Origin of the sequence: Salinivibrio kushneri, assembly GCF_005280275.1 — a bacterium.
Taxonomy (GTDB): domain Bacteria; phylum Pseudomonadota; class Gammaproteobacteria; order Enterobacterales; family Vibrionaceae; genus Salinivibrio; species Salinivibrio kushneri.
Map to the genome: position 1 here is coordinate 1,757,151 of NZ_CP040021.1, position 14,863 is coordinate 1,772,013.

At 50.8% G+C, this 14,863-nt stretch carries 10 protein-coding genes; all 10 read left to right on the forward strand.

Features of this window, described 5'->3' with window-relative positions:
* Nucleotides 1–196: 196 nt before the first annotated feature.
* The 10 genes from FCN78_RS08305 to FCN78_RS08350 all read left to right on the forward strand — a co-directional run bounded on the left by FCN78_RS08305 (nt 197) and on the right by FCN78_RS08350 (nt 14,784).
* Nucleotides 197–1,885 (forward strand): ABC transporter substrate-binding protein, encoded by a 1,689-nt coding sequence (locus tag FCN78_RS08305; protein WP_069362207.1) that lies wholly within the window; start codon nt 197–199, stop codon nt 1,883–1,885.
* An 83-nt stretch (nt 1,886–1,968) separates the two neighbouring features.
* Nucleotides 1,969–2,961, forward strand: coding sequence for an ABC transporter permease (locus FCN78_RS08310; RefSeq protein ID WP_069362206.1), 993 nt, complete (start codon nt 1,969–1,971; stop codon nt 2,959–2,961).
* Nucleotides 2,958–3,986, forward strand: a complete 1,029-nt coding sequence (locus FCN78_RS08315) for an ABC transporter permease (protein WP_077649898.1) — start codon at nt 2,958–2,960, stop codon at nt 3,984–3,986. Before FCN78_RS08310 ends, FCN78_RS08315 begins: the two co-directional genes overlap by 4 nt.
* Nucleotides 3,983–4,972 (forward strand): ABC transporter ATP-binding protein, encoded by a 990-nt coding sequence (locus FCN78_RS08320; protein ID WP_077659687.1) that lies wholly within the window; start codon nt 3,983–3,985, stop codon nt 4,970–4,972. The genes FCN78_RS08315 and FCN78_RS08320 overlap by 4 nt, the downstream gene beginning before the upstream one ends.
* A gap of 27 nt (nt 4,973–4,999) precedes the next feature.
* Nucleotides 5,000–5,995, forward strand: coding sequence for an ABC transporter ATP-binding protein (locus tag FCN78_RS08325; RefSeq protein WP_077458563.1), 996 nt, complete (start codon nt 5,000–5,002; stop codon nt 5,993–5,995).
* A gap of 20 nt (nt 5,996–6,015) precedes the next feature.
* Nucleotides 6,016–8,019 (forward strand): glycoside hydrolase family 9 protein, encoded by a 2,004-nt coding sequence (locus FCN78_RS08330; RefSeq protein WP_106407202.1) that lies wholly within the window; start codon nt 6,016–6,018, stop codon nt 8,017–8,019.
* A complete protein-coding gene (locus FCN78_RS08335) occupies nt 8,019–9,983 on the forward strand; it encodes a beta-N-acetylhexosaminidase (RefSeq protein ID WP_077659686.1) in 1,965 nt (654 codons plus the stop codon). The genes FCN78_RS08330 and FCN78_RS08335 overlap by 1 nt, the downstream gene beginning before the upstream one ends.
* 109 nt (nt 9,984–10,092) lie before the next feature.
* A complete protein-coding gene (gene miaE / locus FCN78_RS08340) occupies nt 10,093–10,860 on the forward strand; it encodes a tRNA isopentenyl-2-thiomethyl-A-37 hydroxylase MiaE (protein ID WP_077659685.1) in 768 nt (255 codons plus the stop codon).
* Between the two features lie 404 nt (nt 10,861–11,264).
* Entirely contained in the window at nt 11,265–12,206 is a 942-nt protein-coding gene (locus tag FCN78_RS08345; protein WP_077659684.1) for a transposase, read from the forward strand.
* Nucleotides 12,207–12,660: 454 nt separating this feature from the next.
* Nucleotides 12,661–14,784, forward strand: coding sequence for a plasmid pRiA4b ORF-3 family protein (locus tag FCN78_RS08350; RefSeq protein WP_077659683.1), 2,124 nt, complete (start codon nt 12,661–12,663; stop codon nt 14,782–14,784).
* Nucleotides 14,785–14,863 lie beyond the last annotated feature (79 nt).

A 14,863-nucleotide genomic window follows, 5' to 3' on the forward strand; every position in this document is an offset into this window, starting at 1 on the left:
CACATTGCAGCCTTCGCTTAACTTGGGCTTAGTGAGGGTGTTTGCTGGCCTAGTACAACAAGTATCCCTTGGGTCATCCCATCCATAATCACAACGTAAGGGTCGGCAACACAGTAAGCTTGAGCTCGTGAAGGTTGTTAGCAACGAGTTCATCACTATCCATCACGTGAACTGAAAGCAACAGTAAGGAATGGCTATGTTTTCGAGTAACATTAGAATTGCCAGCAAGACCCTACTTGCCTCTGCAATTATCGGTGCGCTGAGCGCAAGTGCTGGCGTCAGTGCCGCCGAGCGCAGTGAGCTCACTATCCACCCGAAAGAATTCAATACTTTTGTCCGTAACTTTAACCCTTTCCTCGGCGCTACCTATCTGCACACCACTACTGACTTTATCTATGAGCCTTTAGTGGTGTTTAACGAAATGAAAGGCAACCAGCCTGTCTTTCGTCTCGCGAGCGGCTATGAAATGGCGGATGATCTGAAAAGTGTCACCTTCACCCTTCGTAAAGGCGTGAAATGGTCAGACGGTGAAGCCTATACCGCTGATGATGTGGTGTATTCGTTTGATTTAGTCAAAAACCACCCTGAATTGGATCAATCTGGCATTAACCAATGGGTTGATGATGTGAAAAAGGTCGACGACTATACCGTCCGCTTTGAGCTCACTGAGGCAAACTCCAATGTACCCTACGAAATTGTGAAAGTACCTGTGGTACCCGAGCATGTCTGGAAAAATGTTGAAGAGCCTGCCTCTTACACCAATGAAAATCCGGTAGGCTCTGGTCCCTTCACCACTATCGATACCTTCACCTCTCAGCTCTATATTCAATGTCGTAACCCGTATTATTGGGATAACGACAACCTCGATGTTGACTGTCTGCGCGTACCACAAATTGCCAATAACGACCAGTTTTTGAGCAAGGTGATCAACAGCGAAATGGACTGGACCTCATCGTTTATTCCTGACATTGATCGCACCTATGCCGCGGCCAATCCAAACCATCACTATTGGTATCCTGCCGCCGGCACTCAAGCTTTTATGGTCAATTTTAATGACCCTGATCCTGCCAAGCGTGAAGCGCTGACGAATGTCGACTTCCGTCGCGCATTTTCGATGGCGCTAGACCGTCAAACCATCATTGATATCGCCTTTTATGGTGGTGGTACGGTGAACGACTTTGCGTCTGGCTTAGGTTATGCCTTTGAGTCTTGGTCCGACGAAGCGGTGCATGAGAAATATCGTCAATACAATACATACGATCTAGACGGCGCCGAAGCACTGCTCGCCAAAGCCGGTTTTAAAGATCAAGACGGCGATGGCTTTGTTGAAACCCCGTCAGGCAAATCGTTTGAGCTCGAGATCCAATCCCCCAATGGCTGGACCGACTTCAACAACACCGTTCAGCTTGCGGTTGAGCAACTTGCCGAGGCCGGTATCAAAGCCAAGGCACGTACCCCAGACTTCTCAGTATACCGCCAAGCCATGCTCGAAGCGGATTACGACGTCGCTTACACCAACTACTTCCATGGTGCTGACCCTTATACCTATTGGAATAGCGCGTATAACTCCAACCTACAGGAAGGGGATGGCATGCCGCGGTTCGCGATGCATTACTACCAAAATGCCGAGCTCGACAAGCTGTTAGACAGCTTCTACAAAACCGCGGATAAAGCTGAGCAGCTAGAAATTGCCCACCAAATCCAAGCGATTATCGCCAAGGATCAGGTCACCATTCCGGTGCTTTCTGGCGCACAAATGTATCAATACAACACAACCCGCTTCACCGGTTGGTGGAACGAAGACAATCCGAAAGGTCGCCCCTCTATCTGGGCCGGCATTCCTGAGCGTCTTCTTCATGTGCTGGACCTTAAGCCCGTTCAGTAACCAATATCGGGCGCCTTGCGCGCCCGCTTTTCCTCGATGTTCACACCACGAACATCACCACTTCGCTGCGTAAGGTGTGGGTTATGGGTTATTTTTTCCGACGGCTAACTTTTTACATGATTGCCCTTTTAGTGGCAGCAACACTTAATTTTATTATTCCTCGAGCCATGCCCGGTGATCCTGTCACCATGATGTTTGCCAACGCCTCGGTGCAAGTCACCCCAGAGCGGATTGAGGCAATGAAACAACTGCTGGGCTTCGTCGATGGCCCACTCTATATGCAGTATTTCACCTACATGAAAAACGTGCTGAGCTGGGATTTAGGCACCTCCATCCAATTTTATCCGCTGTCGGTAAACGAGCTGCTGGGCAAAGCCTTTGGCTGGTCGCTGTTTCTCGCCGGCAGTGCGGTGCTGCTGTCTTTCTCGTTGGGCTCGATTTTGGGCATTTTTGCCGCTTGGAAGCGCGGCGGAAAATACGATGCCGTGATCACCCCAGGCATGCTGATTATCCAAGCGGTACCGCAAGTGGTCATTGCGATGCTCGCGCTGTTTATTTTCGCGATTGGGTTGAAATGGTTTCCAACCGGATACGCCTACACGCCGGGTGTTACTCCCGACTGGACCAGCTGGACCTTTATTAAAGATGTGGCATATCACGCCGTACTCCCGCTTTTTTGTGCCTCCATCATTCAAGTCGGCGGCTTTTTGGTCAACATGCGTAACAACATGATTAACCTGCTTGCGGAAGACTACATCACCATGGCCCGCGGCAAAGGGTTAAGCGAAAACCGCGTGGTGTTTAACTATGCGGCGCGGAACGCGCTCTTACCCAGTGTCACCGCGCTATCAATGTCGCTAGGTATTGCCATCGGGGGCCAACTGATTGTGGAAATCATTTTTAACTATCCCGGCCTTGGCTCAGTGCTGTTGAATGCGATCAACGCGCGTGACTATCAAGTCCTACAAGGCCAGCTGCTGATTATGACCTTGTTTATGCTCTCGTTTAACTTAATTGCTGACATGCTGTACGTGGTGCTTGACCCACGCCTGCGAACAGGAGGGAAAGAATCATGAAAGATCTCCTCACGCTTATCGTGCGCAACAAAATCGCGCGCGCGGGCTCCATTATTGTCGGCTTATTTATCTTAATGGCGATATTCGCCCCATTGCTAAGCCAGCATGCACCTGATAAACGCACCGGTAACCCACATGAATACCCAAGCTTTGTGGTTAAAGCCGCACAAGCCAACCCAGACGGCTGGGTCGCCACCCACTTCGCGGACGACCGTCGCACCCTGCTGATGTCGAAAAAGGCCGAACATGTCCTTGGCACCACTCGTATGGGCCGTGATGTCTGGTCACAGTTGGTACATGGTGCCCGTGTTTCGTTAGCGGTGGGTTTTGGGGCAGGGATCACCGTGTGTGTGCTCGCCACTTTAATTGGTATTACCGCCGGCTATTTAGGCGGTTGGGTTGACGATGTGCTCACCGCCGCAATGAACATTATGTTGGTGATCCCGCAATACCCACTCCTGTTCGTGCTCGCCGCGTTTATCGGCGAAGCTGGACCGCTGACGATCGCCATCATTATTGGCTGTACCTCCTGGGCGTGGGGCGCACGGGTGGTTCGCTCGCAAACCCTTGCCCTGCGCGAAAAAGAGTTCGTGAAAGCTGCTGAAGTGCTGGGTGAGTCGCGCTTTCGTATCACCTTTGTCGAGATCTTGCCTAACCTCGTGCCCATTGTTGGTGCCAGCTTTATTGGCTCGGTGATGTATGCCATTGCCATGGAGTCCATTATCTCTTTCTTGGGCCTTGGCGATCCCAACACCATCAGCTGGGGGATCATGCTCTATAACGTACAAACCTCGTCATCCATGCTGATCGGCGCTTGGTGGGAGCTGCTCGCGCCTTGTATTGCGCTGACCTTACTGGTGACAGGGCTTGCGTTACTCAACTTCGCGGTGGATGAAATTGCCAACCCGCAATTACGTGCGCAAAAAGGGATGAAGCGCTGGAAAAAACTCAGCCAACAAGAAAAGAAAGCCCGCGACGAGAATCCCGTTGCCGAACACATGCTGATCAGTGGAGATAAATCATGAGTCGCACCCCACTTATCTCAATCCGTGACCTGTGCGTGGACTACATTACCGATGCCGGTGATGTCCGAGCCTGCGATCACGTCAATTTTGACATTGCGCCCGGTGAAGTATTCGGCCTGGCTGGCGAGTCGGGCTGCGGTAAATCCACCGTTGCCTTTTCGCTGATGCGTCTGCATAAGCCACCTGCATTTATCACCGGCGGCGAAGTGCTATTTAACGGCGAGAATATCCTCAACTATAGCGATGCCCGCATGCGTGATTTTCGTTGGCGAGAAATGTCGATGGTGTTTCAAAGCGCCATGAATGCACTCAACCCAGTGCTGACACTCGAAGAACAGTTTTGCGATGTGCTGATGCGCCACACCAAACTCACCCGCAAACAAGCAGTCAAGCGGGCGCAAGGCTTGCTGGAAATTGTTGATATTCATCCCAGCCGCCTGACTGATTATCCGCACCAGTTTTCGGGCGGGATGCGTCAGCGCTTAGTGATAGCTATTGCACTGGCCTTGAACCCGAAAATGATCATCATGGACGAACCCACCACCGCATTAGACGTGGTGGTACAGCGTGAGATCTTGCAAAAAATCTATGCGTTAAAAGAAGAGTTTGGCTTTTCGATTCTGTTTATCACCCATGATTTATCGCTCATGGTCGAGTTCTCCGACCGGATTGGGATCATGTACTCCGGCGAGCTGATTGAGGTCGCGCCGTCCAAACAAGTACTCACTAATCCCTATCACCCCTACACCGAAGGGCTGGGCAGCTCATTCCCCTCACTCACCGGACCTAAGCACCAGCTCACGGGGATCCCGGGCAACCCGCTCAACTTGCTCGAAATCCCGACCGGCTGCCGCTTTCAAGCACGTTGCGCGCAAGTGCATGAACAGTGTCGAACCACCCAAACCGTGCTACGCCAAATCGAACCGGGCCGGTATTCCAACTGCCATCTATACGACGGCGAGCCGATCGCCCAACAAAAAGTCTAATAACGCGCCAATGTGAGGAAGTCAGTGATGAGTACAGGTTTTGGAGAATTGCTGGTTGAAGGGAAAAACGTGGTGAAAGATTTCCCCATCAACAGCCACGCCCTTAAACAACCCATGATGCGAGCGATCAATGAGGTATCGTTCAAAATGTACAAAGGCCGTGGGCTTGCCGTGGTGGGGGAATCAGGCTCGGGCAAATCAACCACCGCGAAAATGATCGCAAAAATGTACGCCCCGACCGACGGCTGCATTGAATACCGGGGCCGCGATATTACCACCATTAAAAAACGTGATGAGCTAATGCGCTATCGCGAAGGCCTGCAAATGGTCTGGCAAGACCCTTTTGGCTCGCTCAATCCCACGCATAATGTATTTCACCATATTGCGCGCCCGTTATTGATCCACAAAAAAGTCGCCAAGCGCGACAAAGCCCAATTGAAAGAACGGGTATTCGAACTGCTCGAGCAAGTAGGCCTCACTCCGGCCAAAGAAACGGCGGAAAAATTTCCCCATCAGCTGTCGGGCGGTCAACGTCAGAGGATAAACCTGGCGCGTAACATCGCTGTGGGTGCGGAAGTGGTACTCGCCGACGAGCCGACCTCGATGCTGGATGTGTCGATTCGTGCCGGTGTACTTAATCTCATGGAAGAGATGAAAGTGGAGAAGCAAATGTCGCTGCTCTACATCACCCATGACATCGCCACCGCGCGCTACATTGCCGAAGACTTGGCAGTGATGTACGTCGGCCATATGGTTGAATGGGGAGACACCGAAGAGATTATTCACCATCCCCAACACCCTTATACCCAGTTGTTGGTCTCGGCGGTGCCCGACCCGAGCAAATCCATTCATGAAGAATTAAAGGGCAACAAGGGTGAGATCCCCCTATGGACGCCGGATTCGGTCGGCTGCCCTTTTTCCGGCCGTTGCCCACATGCGACGGCCAAATGCACTGAGCAGTTACCCGGCGTGACCAAGCTCGCCGACAACCACTATGTGCGCTGCTATTTGTACGAGCAATAGCGACCAATAAGGATACCATCATGCAAGTGCTGACCAATCACATTGGCTACTCGTTACACGGTGACAAATACGCGGTGATCGTCAGTGACAGCGACCGCCTCACCGGCACCCCCGTGGCACTGATTTCTCTGCCCCCTCTTAAGGGGACAGGCACATTTAACACTGCCGATAAAACTGCCTCCTCTTCTGGGGATGGGGACAGACACTTTAACGATGCCGCAGAAGATGCAAAAAAAAGTACCGGGACAGACACTTTTGTTCGTGTTCGTGGGACAGACACAGTACCACTCGATAACGTGGTGGCGCAGTTTGAGTTACACCAAGGCACACAGTTAAGCAACTGGCAGATGGGCACGGCTTATACGCTCGATTTTTCTGCCTTTGCACATCGCGGACGCTATCAACTCGTGCTGTTAACAGACACACCGGTATATTCCCATCCGTTTGAGATCACGGATAATTGTCTGTTTCACACCACGTTTTCTGATCTGCTCCATTACTTTAAATCGCAGCGGTGTAGCGGTATCTATGAACACGCGGATCAGCGCGCCAAGGTATTTGGGTCCGATGAACGCGTGGATGTGTCCGGTGGGTGGTACGATGCCTCTGGCGATGTGAGCAAATACCTGAGCCACCTTTCCTATGCCAATTACTTCAATCCGCAACAAATCCCGCTTTTAGCTTGGGGGCTGGCCGATCTTGCCAGCCAATTTAACTCGGACACGCTCCCCGCATTTATGCGCACGCGCTTAGCCGATGAAGCGAAACACGGCGCCGATTTTCTTCTCCGTATGCAACACCCCAGTGGCTTCTTTTACATGACGGTGTTTGATCAATGGTCGAAAGACCCAGAGCGCCGCACCCTTTGCGCTTACGCGACGCAAGATGGAGTAATGAGTGAGGCTTATCAAGCCGGTTTTCGTCAAGGCGGCGGCATGGCGATTGCAGCCCTTGCCACTGCAAGCCGAGCCCCTCTTTGCGCGGAGCCTGACCAACAAGCACGCTATTTAGATGCCGCCATTCGCGGCTACTGGCATTTGGTTGAAAATAACCATCATTACCTTGATGACGGTGAACCCAACATTATTGACGAAACCTGTGCCCTTCTCGCCGCATGTGAGTTGCATCACGCCATTCGGCAGTCTACCGAAGAGCAATCTACCGGGGACAGTCACGCTTATTTGACGGGACGGTATTTAACGGGACAGGCACCTTTAGGTTCTGGGGACAGACACATTAGTACGAACGGTGACTGTCCCTTCTTGAGCGAGGCTCGAGGCTGGATGACAAAGCTGGTCGCACGGCAGCGCAGTGATGATACTTGCCAGTATTATTGGTCAGCAAATGCTGATGGCGGCCGCCCGTTTTACCATGCCGCTGATGCCGGTCTGCCCGGCTTAGCATTAGTTCGCTATCTCGATATAGAGACCGAACCTCACCACCAAGCTATCGCACAAACAGCATTGGAACGCGCCTGCCAGTTTGAGCTCAACCTAACACAAACCGCCGATAACCCATTCGCGTATCCGCGTCAGTACGTCAAACCCGTCGATGGCGTCAAACAGGTACGTCACTTTATTCCTCACCACAATGAAACCGGCTATTGGTGGCAAGGCGAGAATGCACGCTTGGGATCACTGGCGACCTTTGCGTGTCATGCCACGCGCCATATTCATGACGATACGCTGAATACTGCCCTCCACACCTTTAGCCAACGGGCGCTTAATTGGATCCTCGGTTTAAACCCATTTGATATCTGTATGCTCGATGGACATGGCCATAACAACCCAGATTACCTACCGCACTTGGGGTTTTTTAATGCCAAAGGGGGGATCTGCAATGGCATTACCTCAGGAATGGAGGATGAAACACAGATTGCATTCAACCCCGCACCATATTGCGATGATATGGCGCAAAACTGGCGATGGGGCGAGCAGTGGTTGCCAAATGCAAGCTGGTTTATGCTCGCCATCAGTGCGCAAACACTGATTGGCAACGGCCACTCGAATAAGGAGAACGCGTGATGACTTACCGCCTCGATCTTAGTGTGATCAACGAGTATCCCAATGATACCCCGCCACGTAGTCGAATGGGGTTAACCTTACATAATCTCACCGACCGTTCGTTGGAAGCGCTGTCCATTGCGGTATTGTTTGATCGCTTCATCAACCCCAATACCCTGTCACAAGGCAGCATTGAACAAATCGGCAGCTATTGCGTCATTACACCGGCCCATCAAACACTCGATGCCAATCAGAGCTTATACATCGAGTTTGATGCCCACACGCCACCATTACGGTTTCTTTGTGCGGGCTTTAAAGATGCACTGCTCTACGCCAATGGCGAGCAATATTCAGTGATGCTCACTCCCATTAACTTGGCACACGCTCATACCACACGCTCATCGATTCCAGATGTTCACCCCGCCGAGCACGCCATTATTCCGGTGCCCAAATCGGTGCGCCACCAGCCAGGATACTTTACGCTTTCACCCACAACACCGTTAATCGCTGTCGATCCACAGGCCCTTCCCGCCGCGCAGTGGTTAAGTAACGAATGGGTTCGCATATACCCGCAAGCTGATATTGCACTCGACCCACGCCACCAAGATGCGGTCACTGGCGATCATGCCATTATCTTACGGCCTTTACCCGACTCTGCACTTCGAGATATCACACACCGTGATGAGGCCTATCAGCTCACCGTCACCGACCAAGGCGTGGTGATCCAAGCCTGTGCTGAACGCGGGTTTATTCACGGCTGCGCATCGCTATTACAGCTTTGCCAAGAGCAAGACACACAGCTTCGAATACCGGCAATAAAAATCAGCGATGCACCACGCTTTGCTTACCGAGGGATGATGCTCGATTGCGCGCGCCATTTTCATTCGGTGGACACGGTAAAGCGACTGATTAACCAGCTAGCCTATTTTAAGTTCAATACCTTTCACTGGCATTTAACCGACGATGAAGGCTGGCGACTGGAGATTAAAGCCCTGCCTGAATTGACGCGCTATGGGAGTCAACGCGGCCCCAATACCCGCCTTGCCCCGCAGTTCAGTCACATTGCAGAACGTCACGAAGGTTATTATCGCCAAGAAGACGTACGTGACGTGATTAAATACGCCGCAGCCCGCGGTATTACCGTCATTCCAGAAATTGATATTCCCGGTCACTGTCGCGCAGCCATCAAAGCACTGCCTGACTGGCTGCACGATGCCGACGACCGCTCTACTTACCGCAGCGTGCAACACTACACCGATAACGTATTATCGCCAGCCCTTGATGGTACGTATCGATTTTTAGATACGGTATTAAGTGAAGTCGCCGAGCTTTTTCCTGCCTCATGGGTCCATATTGGTGCCGATGAAGTCCCTGACGGGGTATGGACCGATAGCCCAATTTATCGGGACAGACGCATGAACGGAGAAACGACCGCTTCGCTACAGGGACAGATACTGACCTATGCGGAGCAAAAGCTACGCGCCTTGGGCAAACGTATGGTTGGCTGGGAAGAAGTGCAGCACGGCGATAAAGTGAGTAAGAATACCGTGATCTATTCATGGCAAAGCGAAGACGCCGCACTGCATTGTGCGCAGCATGGTTTTGATGTGATTTTAACCCCCGGTCAGGCGACCTATCTCGATATGGTGCAAGATTATGGTGCCACCGAACCCGGCCTCGACTGGGCGGGCGTCACACCATTAGAGAAAGTCTACCAATATGAGCCGCTGGCAAGCCTCGCCAGTGACGACCCCGCCCGTGAGCACATGCTAGGCGTGCAATGTGCACTCTGGAGTGAACTGATCACCAATCAGGACAGGCTCGATTACATGATATTTCCAAGGCTTACCGCCATTGCGGAAGCGGCTTGGAGCCACAGTGAGCGCCGTGACTGGCTCGATTATCTGGCCAGACTCAAAGCGCAATTGCCGCGTTTAGACAAGCTCGGTATTCAATACCGTTCCCCTTGGGCATCGAACAAGTAGGCCGAATTCGCCCACCTGGCAGCGCCTCCTGCGCTGCCAGCTCTTTGCGCTCGCATCCCATCTGTTTATAATGCCCAGCCATTGTTGTCAGTCTGAGAGTGTTTCCGGCATGCTACGCCAAGAAATTAATACCCTACTCACCCCTATTCATGGTTTTCTGCACTGTCAAACCCCCGACAGTTGGATTGAAGCGGCCATTCAGCCTGACAATCAATCGATTCTTTTGCGCGATCACGCAAACTGCGAATTAAAAGCCAGCCAAACCGCGATGTGGCTGATCCGTAAATATGCGGTTGACGCGGCGAGTGGCGAGCAACTGCTGGCATGGGCCAAACCCTATGAAGACTTTGTCTATCGCGGCGTTCGCGATGGGATCTTCCACGCGCGCAAAAACGGTCTCAGTGCACCTTTAACCCCTAAAGCGGGTTTTGCCCACGGCCAAGCCTTGATTGATAAAATGGTCCGGTTAATCAAAGAAGAGTTTCATCACTTTGAACAAGTGATTGAAATCATGGACGCACGCGGCATTCCTTATCAACCGTTAGAAGCAGGTCGCTACGCCAAAGGATTAATGCGCGCGGCACGCACTCACGAGCCGGCTACCTTGGTCGATAAACTGATTATTGGCGCCTACATTGAAGCACGCTCCTGCGAGCGCTTTGCCAAAGTCGCCCCGCACCTCGATGATGAACTGCAAAAGTTCTACATCTCGCTACTGCGCTCGGAAGCACGCCATTATCAAGATTACCTCACGCTTGCAGAAACCATCGCCGGCGAGGACATTCGCGACCGCATTCAAGCCATCGGCGAGCGCGAAGCCGAGTTGATCCAAGCGCCCGACAACCAATTCCGCTTTCACAGCGGCGTTCCTGCCTAGCTTCTTCTTATAGGGACAGGCACTTTATATTTTCTGCGAGGACAGGCACCGCTACGCATATCCCTAATCGGTTTCCTTTCCAATGATTTCCTGTGGGGACAGACACCTTTACGCATGTCCCTACTGAGTTTCCTTTCCAAGGACTTTCCAAGGACAGGCACTTTTAGTTATCGCCGGAGACAAACATCCTTTGGTGACTGTCCTGGTAGCTTCCCGTTGTTTATTGCTCTATAGCCCGCCTGTCCCCGTTATTTTATTTATTGAGACAGACGCTTTTAGTAACTAACTAATCTCACAGTTACAGTATTTCTTGCACTGTCACGAAAACCCGATCTAGAAAAGATGAAGGCTGTTCATTTATACAGTAATCTCTACTCGTACCTAGATGCTAAGAGGGACCGACGATGACCAAAGCTCGCGCATCGCAAATAAATTTGGCTGCCACACCCTATTATCATTGCGTCTCACGCTGTGTACGCCGCTCGTATTTGTGCGGCTATGATGCTCAGTCGCAAAAAAGTTATGAGCATCGTCGCGCATGGATAGAAACGCGTTTACTCGCATTAGCCAAAGCGTTCTGTATCGATATTTGTGCTTATGCCATTATGAGCAATCACTATCACGTTGTTTTGCATATCAACGCAAACGCGGCTCAGTCTTTGACCAACATCGGGGTTATTGAACGCTGGCTAGCCTTTCATCAAGCGCCTGCGCTTATCCAGCGTTTTCATCAGGGTGAATCGCTCTCTCACTCAGAGCGAAAAGCGTGTTTTCGCATCATTGAGAACTGGCGCGAACGTTTGATGTCTGTCAGCTGGTTTATGAAGCTGCTTAATCAATATATTTCGACGCAAGCGAATCGAGAGGATCAATGTTCAGGGCATTTTTGGGAGGGACGCTTTAAAAGCCAAGCCTTATTAGATGAAAAAGCACTCGCTGCGGCCATGGCCTATGTCGATTTGAACCCAGTGCGAGCAGGTCTCACCAAACGGCCTAAACAAGCCAATTACACATCGATTAAAAAGCGCGTTGAATCACTCAAGCAAAATAAAGCGACGCAAGCCGGCTTATTTCCCTTCGTTGGAAACCCAAGAAAGTCGATGCCCGACGGTATCCCTTTTCGCCTTATGGATTATTTAGCTCTGGTAGAATGGACGTGCGATCAGGGTCAGAACGCCAATTCACTCCCGAGACCACACCTACTCACACAGCTGAACATCTCGCGTGAAACCTGGTTAAGTACATGCTCTCACTTAGAAGGCGGGAATATCGTAGGTTCACTATCGAGTGTTCAGGGGGTATTGCCGACATTCGGTCTACAGCGCATGACCGGCATCATGCTCTAGAGTCGGTCCGGCTTGTCGTTAAGTGCATCCCAATAACGTAAACACCAAATAAGCTCGCTAAGGCCTCATCCAATCCAATAAGCCAGCATCATTATCAATACAAACAACACACCCACCGCTTTTAAGAGCGGCTTTAGCCCTTTTGCTCCACCTTCCGGGGATTGATTACAGCATCCCATATTATCTCCTGACCGTTTTTCCAGAAGAATAAGCCTTCCAGTAACAGGAAGGTAAAGAGATATTCAGGTTTGATTTTAGATCTTGTTGGGACAGGCACATTAGCACATTAGCACATTAGCACATTAGCAATGCTGATAGTTGTCCCAGATAGCACGGTTCAATCGATACCAGACATATCAGACGTACCGTGTCTGTCCCAACAAAAGACAGTCGTGTTTCAGAGTGATTTTTTGTACGCTTAAACAATTAATTAATCTCAACCTAGGCCAAGAATATGGAACTGCCACCTTCTGCGCAAGCGCTCCTTGAGGCTATCCAGCACAACATGCCCATTGCCGACATCAGCCGGGAACAACACCAGCTAATAAACGGTTCACCAGAGTCGTATATTGCCGCGCTACCGATTGGTCTATCACTATCAAAGATATTCGACGAACGCCAAGAGGAGCTTTTTGTCGATTACTTTTCACAAATGGCCAATGACCTACGTATTTACTCGCGTAGTAATGACGTCTCTGAAATCATCAATATCGCGAATGAAATCCTCACTAACGCGCTTGAGCTAGACGATGCTCAAATTAACTTGGTGCTTACCAGAGAAATCATCAGATGCATGAAACACCATAAGCTGCATGTCGAAGATGCGATCATTATGAAAGTGCGTGAGCGCAGTCAGCAGCCGATCACTGAGCAACAAGAACAATTGGCACAAGACCCTGAAAAGGTTACCGAACATCTCATCGCCGATCTCAATAAATTCGGCGTAGACACTGGGCTTGCTTTTTGTCAGTTTGTGGGCGGTGAGCTTATCTTTTTCACCGAACAGGAAGTTCAAGGGCTGCTCACGATGATAAGCCATCAACCTTGGTCAATTGATGCGCTTTTGCTTTTGAGCCTCAATGCCGATCCTAAGATCGCCAACACCGCAGCGAGTGTACTCAGTAGCCTTCCAGCAAAAAGATGGGAGTCCCTTGGTCAGCGTCAATACCTAACCCTGATCCAGCGCTTTGGTCACGATAGCGTAAAAAATCACCTACCAGCGTGGCAAAAATCAGCCATGCAATACGGCAAACAAACCGAAAAACATCAGGTGACTGAGCTTTGTCTGTCCTATCCAGACGGCAACCACGCCATACTATTTAATGGGCTACTCATCAACCCAACAACTAAACATGCGCATGTTTTCGGGGGCGTCTTCCGCTTAGGTTTCGGTTTAGTGGATAGCTACTTTGATGCCAATACCGTCGACACCGTACAATATAAAAAAATGACCGCAGAAATGGACAGCACAGTTGAAGCTATTCAATGCGACCCTGGTATCTTGCGACACATACTTTGTTGGGCCCTAGACGAACAGCATGAGGCCTTCGAGCCTGACACGCTACATATGCTTGCGCTTTTCCCTTCACAATGGACCGAGCCGCAACCGTTCTCATTAGATAACCTTGCCTCCACGTGCAATTTCCCAGGTGAACATCCGGATGTGATAGCACGAGGACATCTATCCAGCAAATTGTTAGTCAATACTCCATTGATAGAGACATGGACGGTCGCTGAATCGATCGACCCAGCCCTGGAGACCATACGCAAAGTCCGGAACCGCTATTATCTCGAACACCCTGAACCCTATATCAAAGCACTCGCGTTGAGTGGGCTGATCACGCATTACAGCAAACAAGAAATCACACCGTTCTCACCGAGCAACCTATTTATATTTGCCGCAGCGTATGCGTTGCAAGCACCTGATCGCATGAGAAAAACCTTTCCACTTTTCGACCAGCTCACAGAGCTGAGTATACAACAGCAAGCGGAGCATCATCCGATGGTGCACGGTCCCCAGGAAATAGAACGCCCCCAAGGCATCGTACTGCACATTGAGCTCGATAATAGCCGTCCCAAAATATGGCGCCGTTTTACCATTTCAAACGCCTTACCTTTTATCGCGCTACACGATTGCATTCAGGCTATTATGGGTTGGGAGCACCAACACCTTGCCATGTTCATCACACCCTTTGGTCATATTGACCTTGACGATGAATCCGATACCCAAGCGGCGTATTTACCCATTGGGGCAGTACTGCAAGACCCCGGAGACACCATCGCATATGTGTATGATTTTGGCGATGACTGGCGCCACACCATCACCCTTGAGAAACTGAATACCCGCAATTGCACGCAGCCTAAAGTCACGGCAGGTAATGGCGCCTGCCCACCCGAAGACTGCGGCGGTATAGACAGATACAAAGACCTACTCAAACTCTCAAGACGCGCTCCACTCAACGACGATGAGCGAGAGATCCTGGACCTCTTTAACATGCAGGACTGGGACGCAAAACACTTTGATAAGAACGAAGTGAATCAGAGATTAAAAGAAGAAGTACCACCTATTTTCGACTAGGTAGATCGTGGGACAGGGTAGATCGTGGGACAGACACTTTAGATACTGACACTTTAGATACTTTAGTGTCTGTCCCAAT

Excerpts from the sequence above, each read along its gene's own strand:
- FCN78_RS08305 (WP_069362207.1), top strand. The coding sequence starts at position 197 with ATGTTTTCGAGTAACATTAGAATTGCCAGCAAGACCCTACTTGCCTCT.
- FCN78_RS08310 (WP_069362206.1), top strand. The coding sequence starts at position 1,969 with ATGGGTTATTTTTTCCGACGGCTAACTTTTTACATGATTGCCCTTTTA.
- FCN78_RS08315 (WP_077649898.1), top strand. The coding sequence starts at position 2,958 with ATGAAAGATCTCCTCACGCTTATCGTGCGCAACAAAATCGCGCGCGCG.
- FCN78_RS08320 (WP_077659687.1), top strand. The coding sequence starts at position 3,983 with ATGAGTCGCACCCCACTTATCTCAATCCGTGACCTGTGCGTGGACTAC.
- FCN78_RS08325 (WP_077458563.1), top strand. The coding sequence starts at position 5,000 with ATGAGTACAGGTTTTGGAGAATTGCTGGTTGAAGGGAAAAACGTGGTG.
- FCN78_RS08330 (WP_106407202.1), top strand. The coding sequence starts at position 6,016 with ATGCAAGTGCTGACCAATCACATTGGCTACTCGTTACACGGTGACAAA.
- FCN78_RS08335 (WP_077659686.1), top strand. The coding sequence starts at position 8,019 with ATGACTTACCGCCTCGATCTTAGTGTGATCAACGAGTATCCCAATGAT.
- miaE (WP_077659685.1), top strand. The coding sequence starts at position 10,093 with ATGCTACGCCAAGAAATTAATACCCTACTCACCCCTATTCATGGTTTT.
- FCN78_RS08345 (WP_077659684.1), top strand. The coding sequence starts at position 11,265 with ATGACCAAAGCTCGCGCATCGCAAATAAATTTGGCTGCCACACCCTAT.
- FCN78_RS08350 (WP_077659683.1), top strand. The coding sequence starts at position 12,661 with ATGGAACTGCCACCTTCTGCGCAAGCGCTCCTTGAGGCTATCCAGCAC.